13 protein-coding genes are annotated in these 16,029 nt (G+C 58.8%); 1 reads left to right on the forward strand and 12 read right to left on the reverse strand.

The annotated features are described in order from the left end of the window. Positions 1 to 63: 63 nt before the first annotated feature. The 4 genes from glmM to rlmE all read right to left on the reverse strand — a co-directional run bounded on the left by glmM (position 64) and on the right by rlmE (position 5,023). Positions 64 to 1,404, reverse strand: a complete 1,341-nt coding sequence (glmM, locus tag CKW25_RS19410) for a phosphoglucosamine mutase (protein WP_095081646.1) — start codon at positions 1,402 to 1,404, stop codon at positions 64 to 66. A gap of 16 nt (positions 1,405 to 1,420) precedes the next feature. Continuing rightward, on the reverse strand, positions 1,421 to 2,272 hold the full coding sequence (folP, locus tag CKW25_RS19415; RefSeq protein ID WP_095081648.1) for a dihydropteroate synthase: 852 nt from the start codon (positions 2,270 to 2,272) through the stop codon (positions 1,421 to 1,423). Between the two features lie 8 nt (positions 2,273 to 2,280). Further along, positions 2,281 to 4,191: an ATP-dependent zinc metalloprotease FtsH gene (ftsH, locus tag CKW25_RS19420; protein WP_095081650.1), complete on the reverse strand. Its 1,911-nt coding sequence runs from the start codon at positions 4,189 to 4,191 to the stop codon at positions 2,281 to 2,283. Positions 4,192 to 4,393: 202 nt separating this feature from the next. Continuing rightward, on the reverse strand, positions 4,394 to 5,023 hold the full coding sequence (gene rlmE / locus CKW25_RS19425) for a 23S rRNA (uridine(2552)-2'-O)-methyltransferase RlmE (protein WP_095081652.1): 630 nt from the start codon (positions 5,021 to 5,023) through the stop codon (positions 4,394 to 4,396). Positions 5,024 to 5,124: 101 nt separating this feature from the next. On the opposite strand from rlmE, the gene CKW25_RS19430 reads away from it, so the two are divergent. Continuing rightward, complete coding sequence (locus CKW25_RS19430) at positions 5,125 to 5,433, forward strand: YhbY family RNA-binding protein (RefSeq protein WP_095081655.1); 309 nt, start codon at positions 5,125 to 5,127, stop codon at positions 5,431 to 5,433. 9 nt (positions 5,434 to 5,442) lie between these two features. On the opposite strand, the gene CKW25_RS19435 is transcribed toward CKW25_RS19430, so the two are convergent. The 8 genes from CKW25_RS19435 to grpE form a co-directional block, all read right to left on the reverse strand. Next, complete coding sequence (locus CKW25_RS19435) at positions 5,443 to 5,847, reverse strand: MFS transporter (protein ID WP_095081796.1); 405 nt, start codon at positions 5,845 to 5,847, stop codon at positions 5,443 to 5,445. Positions 5,848 to 5,875: 28 nt separating this feature from the next. Next, positions 5,876 to 6,352: a transcription elongation factor GreA gene (greA, locus tag CKW25_RS19440; protein WP_095081792.1), complete on the reverse strand. Its 477-nt coding sequence runs from the start codon at positions 6,350 to 6,352 to the stop codon at positions 5,876 to 5,878. Between the two features lie 2 nt (positions 6,353 to 6,354). After that, the gene (carB, locus tag CKW25_RS19445; protein WP_095081657.1) at positions 6,355 to 9,576 is read right to left on the reverse strand and encodes a carbamoyl-phosphate synthase large subunit; all 3,222 of its coding nucleotides are present in this window, start codon (positions 9,574 to 9,576) and stop codon (positions 6,355 to 6,357) included. Positions 9,577 to 9,694: 118 nt separating this feature from the next. Beyond that, a complete protein-coding gene (gene carA, locus CKW25_RS19450) occupies positions 9,695 to 10,831 on the reverse strand; it encodes a glutamine-hydrolyzing carbamoyl-phosphate synthase small subunit (RefSeq protein ID WP_095081659.1) in 1,137 nt (378 codons plus the stop codon). Between the two features lie 259 nt (positions 10,832 to 11,090). Further along, on the reverse strand, positions 11,091 to 11,897 hold the full coding sequence (dapB, locus tag CKW25_RS19455; protein ID WP_095081661.1) for a 4-hydroxy-tetrahydrodipicolinate reductase: 807 nt from the start codon (positions 11,895 to 11,897) through the stop codon (positions 11,091 to 11,093). A 10-nt stretch (positions 11,898 to 11,907) separates the two neighbouring features. Next, on the reverse strand, positions 11,908 to 13,032 hold the full coding sequence (gene dnaJ, locus CKW25_RS19460) for a molecular chaperone DnaJ (RefSeq protein WP_095081663.1): 1,125 nt from the start codon (positions 13,030 to 13,032) through the stop codon (positions 11,908 to 11,910). Between the two features lie 279 nt (positions 13,033 to 13,311). Further along, complete coding sequence (dnaK, locus tag CKW25_RS19465; protein WP_095081665.1) at positions 13,312 to 15,228, reverse strand: molecular chaperone DnaK; 1,917 nt, start codon at positions 15,226 to 15,228, stop codon at positions 13,312 to 13,314. 102 nt (positions 15,229 to 15,330) lie between these two features. Beyond that, positions 15,331 to 15,897: a nucleotide exchange factor GrpE gene (gene grpE / locus CKW25_RS19470; protein ID WP_095081668.1), complete on the reverse strand. Its 567-nt coding sequence runs from the start codon at positions 15,895 to 15,897 to the stop codon at positions 15,331 to 15,333. Positions 15,898 to 16,029 lie beyond the last annotated feature (132 nt).

A 16,029-nucleotide genomic window follows, 5' to 3' on the forward strand; every position in this document is an offset into this window, starting at 1 on the left:
GTACCTCGTCGGTCAAAGTGGGCGCAGATGTTACCCAACCGAATCATTGCTGGCAAGCCGAATTCAGGCAGAAACTTCAGCAACCAGCTTTGCCAGCTCTTCAGCGTATGCGCGAACCTGGGTTTCGTCCTCGCCTTCGACCATGACACGCACCAGCGGCTCAGTGCCGGACTTGCGCAACAAGACCCGACCACGCCCCGCCATCGCCTTGGTAACCCGCTCGCTCGCTTCCTTGACGGCCGCATGCTCGACAGGATTGGCACCGCCGGCAAATCGTACATTGATCAAGACCTGAGGACACTTACGCAGCGCCTGCCGAGCCTGGGCGAGCCCTTCCTGACGCGCCTTCATGGCCATCAGCACTTGCAGCGCCGCGATAATCGCATCGCCGGTAGTGGTGTGCTGGAAGCAGACGATATGCCCGGAGTTTTCACCCCCGATTGTCCAGTCACGCTCCAGCAGCTCGGCAATGACGTAACGGTCACCGACATTGGCACGCACGAACGGAATCTTCAGCTCGGCGCACGCCAACTCCAGCCCCAGGTTACTCATCAACGTACCGACTACACCGCCCTGCAGGCAGCCACGCTCCTGCAGATCACGCGCGATGATGAACAGTAGCTCGTCACCGTCGACAACAGCCCCTGTGTGATCGACCATCAATACGCGATCACCGTCGCCATCAAAGGCAATACCCAGGTCGGCCTGCTCGGCCAGGACAGCCGCCTGCAACTGACCCATGTGGGTCGAGCCGCAATTGTCATTGATGTTCAAGCCATTGGGTTGTGCGGAAAGCACCACCACCTCAGCGCCCAACTCGCGAAAGACGCTTGGTGCAACCTTGTACACCGCACCGTGCGCACAATCGATCACGATCTTCAGACCGGCAAAACTGGTGCCGGTAGGCACACTGCTTTTGCAGAATTCAATGTAGCGACCCGACGCGTCGTTGATTCGCGACACCTTGCCGATCTTGCTCGACTCGACAACCGTCATCGTCGGCGCATCAAGCAACTCCTCGATCATCAACTCGACGTCGTCCGGCAGCTTGGTCCCCTGCCCAGAGAAAAACTTGATGCCGTTGTCATCATGGGGGTTATGGGACGCACTGATCACAATGCCGGCTTCGGCATGAAAGGTACGGGTCAGATAAGCAATCGCCGGGGTAGGCATCGGCCCCAGCAGCATCACATCCGCACCTGCGGAGGTAAGCCCGGCCTCGAGCGCCGACTCGAACATGTACCCGGAGATGCGCGTGTCCTTGCCAATCAGAACCTTGCAAACACCCATTTTCCGGAAGGCCATGCCAGCAGCCCAGCCGAGCTTGAGCATGAAGTCAGGAGTAATCGGGTAGGTGCCGACCCGACCACGAATACCGTCGGTGCCAAAATATTTCTTAGTCATAAGTGCTCCATCATTCTTATTCGGCTGATTCAACAGCAGCGATCATCCGTACCACATCCATCGTTTCGGCCACATCATGCACGCGCAGAATGCGCGCGCCCTTGACCACCGCCAACGCTGCGAGAGCCAGACCGCCATGCAGTCGCTCCCCCACCGGACGATTCAACGCCTGCCCGATCATGCTCTTGCGCGACACCCCGACCAGAAGAGGCCGCCCCAGCTCATGCAGGGCTTCCATATGCTTGAACAGGCTCAAATTGTGCTGCAGGTTTTTCGCAAACCCAAAACCGGGATCGAGAATGATCCGCTCAGCCGGGATGCCCACCGCAGCACACTGCGCCATGCGCTCCTCGAGAAACTCGCCAACCTCGAGCGTTACATCAGCATAGTGGGGATTGTCCTGCATATCGCCCGGCTCGCCGAGCATGTGCATCAGGCACACCGGCAACCCCGTTGCCGCAGCGGCGTCCAGAGCACCATCGCGACGCAACGATCGAACATCATTGATCAACCCGGCACCCAGGCGCGCAGTTTCGCGCATGACCGCAGGCGTCGAGGTATCGACCGAGATAATCACATCAAGTTCACGATGAATCCGCTCGACAATCGGCGCGACGCGCTCGAGTTCCTCAAGCGGCGAAACCGCCCGGGCACCGGGTCGAGTCGACTCGCCCCCCACATCAATCAAGGTGGCGCCGGCAGCGACCATCGCCTCGGCATGTTTCAGGGCAGCATCGAGCTGACTGAAACGACCGCCATCGGAGAAGGAATCGGGAGTGACATTAAGAATGCCCATGACATGCGCACGGGCCAAATCAAGAACCCGGTTGCCGCAAGGCAACCGGGTTGAGGACTGAACAAAAGTCATTTCAAACCTTAGACGTCGGCAGCCGGGCCGCCGATAGGGGTTTCCGGACGCTCGTCCTGGACAACAGGAGGCGTACCGGAAGTGCCGGTGCCACCGGACCAGTCACGCGGCTCACGTGGAGGACGACCCGCCATGATGTCGTCGATCTGATCGGCATCGATGGTTTCGTACTTCATCAGCGCATCGGCCATCGCGTCAAGCTTGTCGCGATTGTCGGTCAGGATCTGCTTGGCCGTGCCGTAGCACTGGTCAATGATGCTACGCACTTCAGAGTCGATCAGCTTGGCCGTCTCGCCCGAGAAGCTGGCGTGCTGACCACCACCGCCACGACCCAGGAACACCTCGCCTTCTTCCTCGGCATACATCAAGGGGCCGAGTTTTTCGGAAAGCCCCCACTTGGTCACCATGTTCCGGGCGATCTGGCTGGCACGCATGATGTCGTTCGAAGCACCCGTGGTGACACCGTCAAAGCCAAGGGTCATCTCTTCGGCGATACGACCGCCGTAGAGCGAGCAGATCTGGCTGATCAAGGCACGCTTGGACAGGCTGTAGCGATCTTCTTCCGGCAGGAACATGGTCACGCCCAGTGCACGACCGCGCGGGATGATCGACACCTTGTAGACTGGGTCGTGTTCAGGCACCACTCGACCAACAATGGCATGACCGGCTTCGTGATAAGCGGTGTTCTGCTTCTCTTTTTCGGACATGACCATCGATTTGCGCTCGGCGCCCATCATGATCTTGTCCTTGGCCAGTTCGAACTCTTTCATCTCGACGACACGCTTGCCAGTACGGGCAGCGAACAATGACGCTTCGTTCACCAGGTTGGCCAGATCGGCACCGGAGAAACCAGGGGTACCACGTGCAATCACCGCCGGAGCGACGTCATCGCCCATCGGCACTTTGCGCATGTGAACTTTCAGGATCTGCTCACGGCCACGGATGTCCGGCAAACCGACGACAACCTGACGGTCGAATCGACCTGGACGCAGCAGCGCCGGGTCAAGTACATCAGGACGGTTGGTCGCGGCGATGACGATGATGCCGTCATTCATTTCAAAACCATCCATCTCTACCAGCAACTGGTTGAGGGTCTGTTCACGCTCATCGTGACCACCGCCCATGCCAGCGCCACGGTGGCGACCGACGGCGTCGATTTCATCGATGAAAATGATGCAGGGGGCGTGCTTCTTGGCCTGCTCGAACATGTCGCGAACACGGCTGGCGCCGACACCCACGAACATTTCGACGAAGTCGGAACCGGAGATGGTAAAGAACGGCACCTTGGCTTCACCGGCAATCGCCTTGGCAATCAACGTTTTACCGGTACCCGGAGGGCCAACCATCAGCACACCGCGAGGAATACGACCACCCAGGCGCTGGAACTTGCCCGGATCACGCAGGAACTCGACCAGTTCGCCGACTTCTTCCTTGGCTTCGTCGCAACCGGCAACGTCAGCCAGGGTGGTTTTCACCTGGTCCTCGGAGAGCAGGCGCGCCTTGCTCTTGCCGAAGCTCATCGGCCCGCCCTTGCCGCCCGCACCACCTTGCATCTGGCGCATGAAGAACATGAAGACGGCAATGATCACCAGGATAGGGAAGCTTGCAACCAGTAGCTGGGTCCAGATGCTTTGCTGCTCAGGCTGCTTGCCCTCGACAACAACGTGGTTATCCACGAGGTCACCGATCAGACCGTTGTCCTGGATAGCCGGACGAATGGTCTTGAAGCTGTCGCCATCCGTGCGCTTGCCGGTAATGACATAGCCGTCCACGGCTACGCGCTCGACCTTGCCATCCTTGACCTGCTGGATGAAGTCGGAATAGTTGAGGGTCTGCGGCTCGTTAGGGCTGGAGAAGTTGTTCATCACCGTCACGAGGACAGCCGCGATGATCAACCACAGGATAAGATTCTTTGCCATATCGTTCAATTAACTACCCTCTGAAGCAAGCTCCGCAACTGGCGCGCGCCTCGCATGATATTCACCGGCCTAACTTACTACATTACCTACAACTCTGGCAGGCGCCGTCTGTAACCCTTTGTGAAACATTGACTACACAATATTCGTTAATGCTTGTGGGGCGAAATACTAAAAACCTATCACCCCGCAAAAAATCCTCGTTTTACTCACTCCGGCCGCGGTAGCCCCAAGCCAGCATGTATTGCTCGCGAGAGCTGCCACGGGAAGAGTCCGGCTTGATCATCTGGACCTTGTCGAATTTCTGACGAGCGTCCTTCACGTAAGCATCGAACCCTTCGCCCTGAAAAACCTTGATCACAAAATTACCGCCAGGCTTGAGTATCCGAGCCGCCAAATCAAGAGCCAGCTCGCAAAGAAACATGGCTTTTGGCATGTCCACCTCAGGCGTACCACTCATATTGGGGGCCATATCGGAAATCACAAGGTCCACCTGCGAATTACCCACGGCCTCAAGGATCTGAGCGAGCACCTGGTCCTGGGTGAAGTCACCCTGGATGAAAGTCACGTCCGGAATGCTGTCCATTTCCAGGATGTCCGAGGCAATCAGACGCCCCTGACCACCGATCAACCGACTAGCGACCTGCGACCAGCCACCGGGTGCTGCACCCAGGTCGACAACGCTCATGCCCGGACGGATCAGCTTGTATTTCTCCTGGACCTCCAGAAGCTTGTAACTCGCACGCGAGCGGTAACCATCCTTCTGCGCCTGCTTCACATAGGGATCATTGACATGTCTTTTCAGCCAACCAAGGCTTGTCTTGGAACGCGCCATTGGGCACCTCGATGATAAGGGTCGTGATTAATTGGGCGGATCCACGCACCCTCGGGTAAAATGGCCGCCATTTTACAGAATCCAGACGAAAGGGTCAGATTATGCCGCTCACTCAAGAGCAGAAGAAACAGTACAAATCCATTGGCCACCATCTGAAACCAGTTTTGACTGTGGCTGACAACGGTTTGACGGAAGGTGTTTTAGCCGAACTGGAACGCGCATTGAGCGATCACGAGCTGATCAAGATCAAGCTCAGCATCCTCGATCGCGAATCGCGCCTGGCTGCCATTGCAGAACTGTGCAAGGTCGGCAAAGCGGATCTGGTACAGGTCATCGGCAAGATGGCACTGATTTACCGCAAGAACTTCAGCGTAAACAAGCAGCTGTCGAACGTCCATCGCTTCAAGTGATGAAACGGGTCAAGGGTGTGCTTCGCGCACCCTGCCACCCCAACCTGGCACCGGCTGCATGACCAGCAGCAAACCGGAAAAACCCAGGACCAGGTAGCTGAACAGCAACCAATGCTCCGCCTCTGGCCATTCGATGCGCACCACGAAGTACATCGTGCTCGCGTACAGCGCCATCAACAGCAACTGTCCGCGCATATCGAGCCATAGACTGGCAAGGCCCTTGGCCTGAACCAGCACCAAAACCTGAAAAACCACGCACGCCGCTGAAAACCCGACCAGCAGCGCACTCAGCATGCCTGAAATCTCATGGATCAGCAGCGGCGCCAGGCCAATTTGGCCCAGCACCGGCAGCAGACCGATGTACAACAACCACAGGCCGCCGACCCATAACACCTGGGTCAGCTGCCAAAGCATGGCGCCCGCGCGATGCAGGCGCCCGCCCTCAGACATGGCGAACTTCGACAATCTCGTACTCGATAACGCCACCAGGCGTTTTCACCGCCACCACGTCACCCTCTTCCTTGGCGATCAAGGCGCGGGCCAGTGGCGATCCGACCGAAATCTTGCCAAGTTTGAAGTCAGCCTCATCCTCACCCACGATGTGGTAAGTGACGCGCTCATCAGTCTCGACGTTGGCGATTTCAACGGTGGTGCCGAAAATCACTTTACCGGTGTGAGGAATGGACATGACATCGATGATGACCTGATTCTGAATCCGGCCTTCAATGTCACGAATCCGTGCCTCGACCATACCTTGCTGCTCACGAGCAGCATGGTATTCGGCGTTTTCCTTCAAATCACCCAGCTCGCGAGCCGTACCGATGTCCTGGCTCAGCTTGGGACGTACGACCTTGGTCAGGTGAGTGTGCTCTTCTTCCAGGGCGCGAGCGCCCTGAACAGTCATGGGGTACTTGGTTATGCTCATGCCTTCAATCCTGCGTGTAGATCCTGCAAGCGGCGCACGGTCTTCTCGGGACCGAACTTCAGCGCTTCGCAGATAGCCTCGCCTGCAGCAATGGTGGTGGTGCAGTAAATCTTGTGCTGCAAGGCATTACGACGAATGGAGTACGAATCAGCGATCGACTGACGACCTTCGGTGGTGTTGATGATCAGCGTGACTTCGTCATTCTTGATCATGTCGACCACGTGCGGACGGCCTTCGGTCACCTTGTTCACACGACGCACTTTCAGGCCTGCGGCTTCGATCAGCTTGGCAGTACCGGCAGTGGCAACCACTTCGAAACCCAAGTTGATCAGATCACGGGCTACGCCTGCAACCAGTGGCTTGTCGTCATCACGCACGCTGATGAACGCAGTACCGCCGGTCGGCAGCAGCTCACTGGCGCCCATCTGGGCCTTGGCGAACGCTTCACCGAAGGTGTCACCCACACCCATCACCTCACCGGTCGACTTCATCTCTGGGCCGAGGATCGGGTCAACGCCAGGGAATTTGGCGAATGGGAACACCGCCTCTTTCACGCTGTAGAAGTTCGGAATGATTTCCTTGGTGAAGCCGATTTCCTTCAGAGTCTTACCGGCCATGACGCGAGCCGCGATCATTGCCAGGGAAACACCGATGCACTTGGACACGAACGGCACGGTACGGGAAGCACGCGGATTGACTTCGATGACGTAGATGTCGTCGCCTTGCAGCGCCAACTGTACGTTCATCAGGCCGACCACGCCCAGTTCCAGGGCCATTTTCTTGACCTGTTCGCGCATCTCGTCCTGGATGTGTGCAGGCAGCGAGTACGGCGGCAGCGAGCACGCGGAGTCACCGGAGTGAACGCCGGCCTGCTCGATGTGCTGCATGATCGCGCCGATCACCACGTCGGTGCCGTCGCAAACTGCATCCACGTCCATTTCGATGGCGCAGTTGAGGAAGTGATCCAGCAGCACCGGGCTGTCGTTGGACACCTTGACGGCATCACGCAGATAACGCTTGAGTTCGTCTTCTTCGTAAACGATTTCCATCGCACGACCGCCCAATACGTAGGACGGACGCACCACCAGCGGGTAACCGATCTTGCCAGCGGCACGAATGGCTTCGTCTTCGCTACGCACAGTGGCGTTAGGCGGCTGACGCAGGTTCAGGCGCTCGACCATCTGCTGGAAGCGCTCACGGTCTTCGGCGCGGTCGATGGCGTCAGGGCTGGTACCGATGATCGGTACGCCGGCCTCTTCAAGGGCACGCGCCAGTTTCAGCGGGGTTTGCCCGCCGTACTGGACGATCACGCCTTTAGGCTTCTCGACGCGGACGATTTCCAGCACGTCTTCCAGGGTCACTGGCTCGAAGTACAGGCGATCGGAGGTGTCGTAGTCGGTGGAAACGGTTTCCGGGTTGCAGTTGACCATGATGGTCTCGTACCCGTCTTCGCGCAGGGCGAGGGCGGCGTGTACGCAGCAGTAGTCAAACTCGATGCCCTGGCCGATACGGTTTGGACCGCCGCCGAGGATCATGATCTTGTCGCGACCCGAAGGCGCGGCTTCGCACTCTTCCTCGTAGGTCGAGTACAGGTAGGCGGTGTCGGTGGCGAACTCGGCCGCGCAGGTGTCGACGCGCTTGTAGACCGGGTACACCTCGAGCTTGTGACGGTGGCGGCGCAGGGCCTTCTCGGTCACACCCAGCAACTTGGCCAGGCGCATGTCGGAGAAGCCTTTGCGCTTGAGGCGGAACATCAGGTCACGGTCGATGCTGGTCAGACCCAGGGTCTTGACCTTCTCTTCTTCCTTGATCAGATCTTCGATCTGCACCAGGAACCACGGGTCGATCATGTTCATGCCGAAGATGTCTTCGACCGACAGGCCGGCGCGGAAGGCGTCAGCCACGTACCAGATACGCTCGGCACCCGGCACGGTCAGTTCGCGCTTGAGCACGCTCATGCTTTCCGGATTGCTCAGGTCGAGTTTCTCGTCCAGGCCGCAAACGCCCACTTCCAGACCACGCAGGGCTTTCTGCAGGGATTCCTGGAAAGTCCGGCCGATGGCCATGACTTCACCCACCGACTTCATTTGAGTGGTCAGGCGTGCGTCGGCTTTCGGGAATTTCTCGAAGGCGAAGCGTGGCAGCTTGGTGACGACGTAGTCGATCGACGGCTCGAAGGATGCAGGAGTAGCGCCGCCGGTGATTTCGTTCTGCAGCTCGTCCAGGGTGTAGCCGATCGCCAGCTTGGCAGCGATACGCGCAATCGGGAAACCAGTGGCTTTCGAGGCCAGTGCCGAAGAGCGGGATACACGCGGGTTCATCTCGATCACGACCATACGGCCAGTGTCCGGGCAGATGCCAAACTGAACGTTGGAACCGCCGGTTTCCACGCCGATCTCACGCAGTACCGCCAACGAGGCGTTACGCATGATCTGGTATTCCTTGTCGGTCAGGGTCTGTGCCGGCGCAACAGTGATCGAGTCACCGGTGTGCACGCCCATCGGGTCAAAGTTTTCGATGGAGCAGACGATGATGCAGTTGTCCTTCTTGTCGCGGACAACCTCCATTTCGTACTCTTTCCAGCCGATCAGGGATTCGTCGATCAGCAGTTCCTTGGTCGGCGACAGGTCCAGGCCACGGGCGCAGATTTCTTCGAACTCTTCACGGTTGTAAGCGATACCGCCACCGGTGCCGCCCATGGTGAAGGACGGACGGATGATGCACGGGAAGCCCAGCTTCTCGAGGACCGCATTGGCCTCTTCCATGCTGTGGGCGATACCGGAGCGCGGGCAGTCCAGGCCGATGGATTTCATCGCCTTGTCGAAACGCGAACGGTCTTCAGCCTTGTCGATGGTGTCGGCGTTGGCGCCGATCATTTCCACACCGAATTTCTCCAGAACGCCTTCGCGCTCCAGGTCCAGGGCGCAGTTCAGCGCGGTCTGGCCGCCCATGGTCGGCAGCAGTGCGTCCGGACGCTCTTTCTCGATGATCTTGGCAACGGTCTGCCACTTGATCGGCTCGATGTAGGTGGCGTCGGCCATGGCCGGGTCGGTCATGATGGTGGCCGGGTTGGAGTTCACCAGGATGACGCGATAACCCTCTTCGCGCAGGGCCTTGCAGGCCTGGGCGCCAGAGTAGTCGAATTCGCAGGCCTGGCCGATAACGATCGGGCCAGCGCCGAGAATCAGGATGCTTTTAATGTCTGTACGTTTTGGCATGGGTTTGTCACTCAAATCCGCAGGTCAGTCGGCAAGCCGTCTTGTTCAATCTCTGAAGACCTGAGGGGGCCGCCGGTGTCGGGACCACCCTCAAGCTTCGCTACATCAGGGCGAGCGATCAGCGTCGCTTGGCCATTTCGTTGATGAAGCGATCAAACAGTGGCGCTACGTCGTTCGGGCCAGGGCTGGCTTCAGGGTGACCCTGGAAGCTGAAGGCGCTCTTGTCGGTACGCTCGATACCTTGCAGGGTGCCGTCGAACAGCGACTTGTGGATCGCACGCACGTTGGCTGGCAGGGTCGCTTCGTCTACGGCAAAACCGTGATTCTGACTGGTGATCATGACGACACCGGAGTCCAGGTCCTGAACCGGGTGGTTGGCACCGTGGTGGCCGTGACCCATTTTCAGGGTCTTGGCGCCGGAGGCCAAGGCCAGCAACTGGTGACCCAGGCAGATACCGAATACCGGAATCTCGGTCTCCAGCACGTCCTTGATCGCCTGGATCGCGTAGTCGCATGGCTCGGGGTCACCCGGGCCGTTGGACAGGAACACGCCATCAGGCTTGAGCGCCAGCACATCGGTGGCTGGCGTCTGGGCCGGCACCACGGTCACGCGGCAACCGCGCTCGACCAGCATGCGCAGGATGTTCACTTTGACGCCGTAGTCGTAGGCCACCACGTGGTACGGCAGCTCGGAGGCCTCGATGGTCGCGTGGCTGTCGGTTTTCAGATCCCAGACAGTCGAACGCCACTCGTAGGCGTCCTTGGTGCTGACGACTTTCGCCAGGTCCATGCCTTTCAGGCCAGGGAAGCCCTGGGCGGCGGCAATGGCAGCCTCTTCGGAAATATTGTCACCGGCCATGATGCAGCCGTTCTGCGCGCCTTTCTCACGCAGGATGCGCGTCAGGCGGCGAGTGTCGATACCGGCGATGGCCACAACGTTGTTGGTCTTCAGGTAGTCGGACAGGGACATCGTGTTACGCCAGTTGCTCGCAACCAGTGGCAGGTCACGGATGACCAGGCCGGCGGACCATACACGGTCGGACTCGGCATCTTCCGGCGTGGTGCCGGTGTTGCCGATGTGCGGATAAGTCAGGGTAACGATCTGTTGGGCGTAGGAAGGATCGGTAAGGATTTCCTGATAGCCGGTCATGGCGGTGTTGAACACCACCTCTCCAACGGTTTGACCGTCGGCTCCAATGGCTTCGCCGCGAAAAATGCTGCCATCAGCAAGGGCGAGTATGGCTGGCTTAGTCAAGAAGACCTCCCGTAAATAAAGCCTGAAGGGGCGATCGCAGGTTGCAAAAAAGCGGAGTGACGTATGGACACGTCACTCCGCTTCTTCACTGAATTATTCTGCGCGCTTTTAGTGGACACACTAAAGCTGTAGCTTACAGAAAAAGGCTATTTTGGTCCACCGCTAATGAGCCTTAAAGGCAGGAGAATGCGACAGGACGTCGCGTAGCGGTTGAAAACAGGGCCCGAAGCGCAAGCTCGAGCCCCGTCGGTGGCGCATCTTACCGCAGGTCGAGCACATCCTGCATGTCATAAAGACCCGGCTCGCGACCATCAAGCCACAACGCCGCTCGCACCGCCCCCTTGGCAAAGGTCATGCGGCTGGAGGCCTTGTGAGTGATCTCCAGTCGCTCACCCTCGCAGGCGAACAGCACCGTATGATCACCGACCACATCCCCACCACGAACCGTGGCGAAGCCTATGGTTTCACGCTCGCGCACACCGGTATGACCTTCACGCCCATAGACCGCGACCTTCTGCAGGTCACGATCCAGCGCCTCGGCGATTACCTCGCCCATGCGCAGGGCCGTACCTGAAGGCGCGTCGATCTTGTGCCGGTGATGGGCTTCGATGATTTCGATATCGGCATCATCGCCCAGCACCCGAGCCGCCATATCCAGCAACTTGAGCGACAGGTTCACACCGACACTGAAATTGGCCGCGAACACGATGGGAATGTCCTTGCCCGCCTCGGCCAGCAACTGCTTCTGCGCAGCGTCCAGCCCCGTCGTGCCGATCACCATGGCCTTGCCCGCCTTGCGGCAAAACGCCAGGTTTTTCAGCATGACTTCCGGGAGCGTGAAGTCGATCAACACATCGAACTCTTCAGCCACCGCTTCCAGGTTGGCCGACAACGGCACACCGATTCGGCCCAGGGATGCCAGCTCGCCAGCGTCCACACCAATCAGCGTACTGCCCGGGCGCACGATTGCCGCCGTCAGGCCGGTGAGCGGTGCGCGCTGCTGCACCGCCTCCACCAGAATCTTGCCCATGCGCCCAGCAGCGCCCATCACAGCTATACGTCGCATACCGGATTCCTTACAGATCGCCGAAGAAACGCTTCACGCCTTCGAACCAACCCGTGGTCTTGGGTGAGTGGCTGTTGTCATCCGCCAGGGAGCTGCGAAACTCTTCCAACAGCTCACGCTGACGACGACTCAGGTTGACCGGAGTCTCGACGGCAACACGGCACATCAGGTCACCCGCACCGCCACCACGAACCGGGGCGACGCCTTTGCCGCGCACGCGGAACTGCTTGCCGGTCTGCGTACCTTCAGGAATCTTCAGCTTGACCCGACCGTCCAGGGTCGGAATTTCCAGCTCGCCACCCAGGGCCGCATCGACGAAGCTGATCGGCACTTCGCAGAACAGGTGCTTGCCGTCGCGCTGGAAGATCGCGTGCTCGCGCACATTGATCACCACGTACAGGTCGCCTGTCGGCCCACCCTGGGTACCTGCCTCGCCTTCGCCCGACAGACGAATGCGATCACCGGTATCCACGCCAGCCGGCACTTTCACCGACAGGGTCTTGTACTCTTCGACACGGCCTTCGCCGTTGCAGGAGTTGCACGGGTCGGCAATGATCTTGCCCTGGCCATGGCAGCGCGGGCAGGTCTGCTGCACCGAGAAGAAGCCTTGCTGCATACGCACCTGGCCGATACCGCCGCAGGTCGGGCAGGTCACGGGCGAGGAGCCTTTCTTGGCGCCCGAACCGTCGCACGGCTTGCAGTTGACCAGTGTCGGCACACGGATATTCACGGTCGTGCCGCGCACCGCTTCTTCCAGGTTCAGCTCCAGGGTGTAGCGCAAGTCGCTGCCGCGCTGGGCACCGCCACGGGAACCGCCGCGACCACCGCCGAAGAAATCACTGAACACGTCACCGAAGATATCGGAGAAGTTCTGCCCGCCGAAGCCGGCACCGCCGCCACCCATGCTCGGATCGACGCCAGCATGACCGTACTGGTCGTAGGCCGCGCGCTTGCCGGAATCGGACAGCACTTCATAGGCCTCGTTGGCCTCTTTGAACATTTCTTCCGACGCTTTGTCGTCAGGATTACGGTCCGGGTGGTGCTTCATCGCCAAGCGGCGGTAGGCCTTTTTCAGGTCTGCCTCGCTCGTGCCACGCTCAACACCCAACACTTCGTAATAGTCACGCTTTGCCATAAGTCTTTGCACTCTTGAGGACGTCCGACAAAACCCTCCTGAGTTTGCCGAACTCGTTGAGCCCCAATACAGGCCCGGACCCAACTCACGTCAATTCAACGATCCTGGTCTTTGATTCTTGCGGTACTTGCGGCGCGAAAAGCAGGAGCATTTCCGGCCATACCACCAACATGCTGTAAAAATTCGTCTACTCCAGACACGCCAACGCGGGAGCAAGCTCCCGCGCGGCGACATCCTACCAGTCACCGCACAAAGGCAGTCAACCGGCCGACCAACAACTTACTTGTGGTCTTTGACTTCTTCGAACTCGGCGTCGACAACGTCGTCAGCCTTTTCAGCCGATTCGCCCTGCTGTGCCGCGCCTTCAGCTGGCTGGGCCTGTTCGGCGTACATCTTCTGCGCCACTGGAGCGGAGACTTTCGACAGCTCTTCAACCTTGGCTTCGATGACAGCCTTGTCGTCGCCTTTAACGGCGGCTTCCAGGGCAACCACTGCGGCTTCGATTGCAGTCTTCTCTTCAGCAGTCACTTTATCGCCAGCGTCCGCAACCATTTTGCGCGTCGAGTGAACCAGCGCGTCGCCCTGGTTGCGAGCCGTTGCCAGCTCTTCGAACTTGCGGTCTTCGTCGGCGTTGGTTTCAGCATCACGAATCATCTGCTGAATTTCTTCCTCGGACAGACCGGAGTTGGCCTTGATCACGATCGACTGAGTCTTGCCGGTGGCCTTGTCCTTGGCGCCTACGTGCAGGATGCCGTTGGCGTCGATGTCGAAGGTCACTTCAATTTGTGGCACGCCACGTGGTGCTGGTGGAATCTCGGCCAGGTCGAACTTGCCCAGGGACTTGTTCTGGGCAGCTTGCTTACGCTCGCCTTGCAGCACGTGGATGGTCACGGCGCCCTGGTTGTCGTCGGCAGTCGAGAACACTTGCGATTTCTTGGTAGGAATCGTGGTGTTTTTCTCGATCAGCGCAGTCATCACGCCACCCATGGTTTCGATACCCAGGGTCAGCGGGCTAACGTCGAGCAGCAGCACGTCTTTCACGTCACCGGCCAGTACAGCGCCCTGGATAGCAGCACCCATGGCAACCGCTTCGTCCGGGTTCACGTCTTTACGGGCTTCTTTACCGAAGAAATCGGTAACAGCCTTCTGAACCAGCGGCATACGGGTCTGACCGCCGACCAGGATCACGTCGTCGATCTTGCCAACGTCGATACCCGAGTCTTTCAGAGCGATGCGGCAAGGCTCGATGGTGCGTTGAACCAGGTCTTCCACCAGCGCTTCCAGCTTGGCGCGGGAGATTTTCACGTTCAAGTGCTTAGGACCGGTCGCGTCTGCAGTGATGTACGGCAGGTTGACGTCGGTCTGCAGGCTCGAAGACAGCTCGATCTTGGCTTTTTCAGCGGCTTCTTTCAGGCGCTGCATGGCCAGCGGGTCACCCTTGAGGTTCATGCCGCTTTCTTTCTTGAATTCGTCAACGAGGTAGTCGATCAGACGAATGTCGAAGTCTTCACCACCCAGGAACGTGTCACCGTTGGTTGCCAACACTTCAAACTGGTGCTCGCCATCCACTTCGGCGATTTCGATAACCGAAACGTCGAAAGTACCGCCACCCAGGTCATAAACGATCACGGTGTGATCGCCCTTGGCCTTGTCCATGCCGTAAGCCAGCGCAGCTGCGGTTGGCTCGTTGATGATACGTTTCACGTCCAGGCCAGCAATACGGCCGGCGTCCTTGGTCGCCTGACGCTGGCTGTCGTTGAAGTAAGCCGGAACGGTAATGACCGCTTCAGTCACGGCTTCACCGAGGTAGTCTTCGGCGGTTTTCTTCATTTTCTTGAGGATTTCAGCCGAGATCTGCGGCGGCGACATTTTCTGGCCGTTCACTTCAACCCAGGCGTCGGCGTTGTCAGCCTTGACGATCTTGTAAGGGACCATCTGAATGTCTTTCTGTACCACTTCTTCGTCGAAGCGACGACCGATCAGACGCTTCACCGCGTACAGGGTGTTATGCGGATTGGTCACGGCTTGACGCTTGGCCGACTGGCCAACCAGGATTTCGCCATCGTTGGCGTACGCGACGATCGACGGCGTGGTACGCGCGCCTTCGGCGTTCTCGATAACTTTTACGTTGCCGTTTTCAAGAATGGAGACGCAGGAGTTGGTAGTCCCCAGGTCGATACCGATAATTTTGCCCATGCTCACTCTCCCGAAACTTTGGATTTGGTTGCCGCAGCAGTGGTGGCTAACTGCGGTAGCACTTAAACGCTTGACTTATAAATGGGGGCCTTGCGGCGAATTTCAAGCCTGCTCGTCAATCGACGGCGCAACCGGCGCCGGGGCCTTGCTGACCACGACCATGGCCGGGCGCAACAGGCGACCGTTGAGCACGTAACCCTTCTGGAACACCTTCAGCACGCTGTTGGGTTCCATGTCGGCGCTTTCCTGCATGGCCATCGCCTGGTGATGCTCGGCATTGAACGGCTCACCCTCAGGATCGACCGCTTCCAGGTGATAACGCTTCAGGGTGTCCTGGAACATTTTCAGGGTCAGCTCGATCCCTTCGCGCATCGGACGAATGCTTTCGTCATCCGGGTTGGACAGCTCGAGGCCGCGCTCCAGGCTGTCGATGATCGGCAGCAGGTCGCCAGCGAACTTTTCCAGCGCGAACTTGTGAGCTTTCTCTACATCCTGCTCGGCGCGACGGCGGACGTTCTGCAGATCAGCCGCAACACGCAAAGCCTGATCCTGAGCGCCGGCCAGTTGCTCTTCGAGCACTTGCACACGAGCCACCAGGTCTTCACCCGATGTTTCGGGAGCCTGATTGGCGTCTAGATTTTGCGTATCCAGCGTCTGTTCGTCAGCCATAGATTTCTCCTTTCAAAATCGTGCGCGAACTCGACTCGCGCTTCTGCCCCGGTATATGGGGTCGCAATTTGCAGGTTCAAGGGCTTGCCTTGCACCAGGCAGCATTCCCCGCACAAAAACCGCCGACAGATC

This window comes from Pseudomonas sp. Irchel s3h17 (assembly GCF_900187505.1).
Classification (GTDB): domain Bacteria; phylum Pseudomonadota; class Gammaproteobacteria; order Pseudomonadales; family Pseudomonadaceae; genus Aquipseudomonas.

Coding starts and splice junctions, on each gene's coding strand:
- glmM (WP_095081646.1), bottom strand. CDS start 1,404: ATGACTAAGAAATATTTTGGCACCGACGGTATTCGTGGTCGGGTCGGC.
- folP (WP_095081648.1), bottom strand. CDS start 2,272: ATGACTTTTGTTCAGTCCTCAACCCGGTTGCCTTGCGGCAACCGGGTT.
- ftsH (WP_095081650.1), bottom strand. CDS start 4,191: ATGGCAAAGAATCTTATCCTGTGGTTGATCATCGCGGCTGTCCTCGTG.
- rlmE (WP_095081652.1), bottom strand. CDS start 5,023: ATGGCGCGTTCCAAGACAAGCCTTGGTTGGCTGAAAAGACATGTCAAT.
- CKW25_RS19430 (WP_095081655.1), top strand. CDS start 5,125: ATGCCGCTCACTCAAGAGCAGAAGAAACAGTACAAATCCATTGGCCAC.
- CKW25_RS19435 (WP_095081796.1), bottom strand. CDS start 5,847: ATGCTTTGGCAGCTGACCCAGGTGTTATGGGTCGGCGGCCTGTGGTTG.
- carB (WP_095081657.1), bottom strand. CDS start 9,576: ATGCCAAAACGTACAGACATTAAAAGCATCCTGATTCTCGGCGCTGGC.
- dapB (WP_095081661.1), bottom strand. CDS start 11,897: ATGCGACGTATAGCTGTGATGGGCGCTGCTGGGCGCATGGGCAAGATT.
- dnaJ (WP_095081663.1), bottom strand. CDS start 13,032: ATGGCAAAGCGTGACTATTACGAAGTGTTGGGTGTTGAGCGTGGCACG.
- dnaK (WP_095081665.1), bottom strand. CDS start 15,228: ATGGGCAAAATTATCGGTATCGACCTGGGGACTACCAACTCCTGCGTC.
- grpE (WP_095081668.1), bottom strand. CDS start 15,897: ATGGCTGACGAACAGACGCTGGATACGCAAAATCTAGACGCCAATCAG.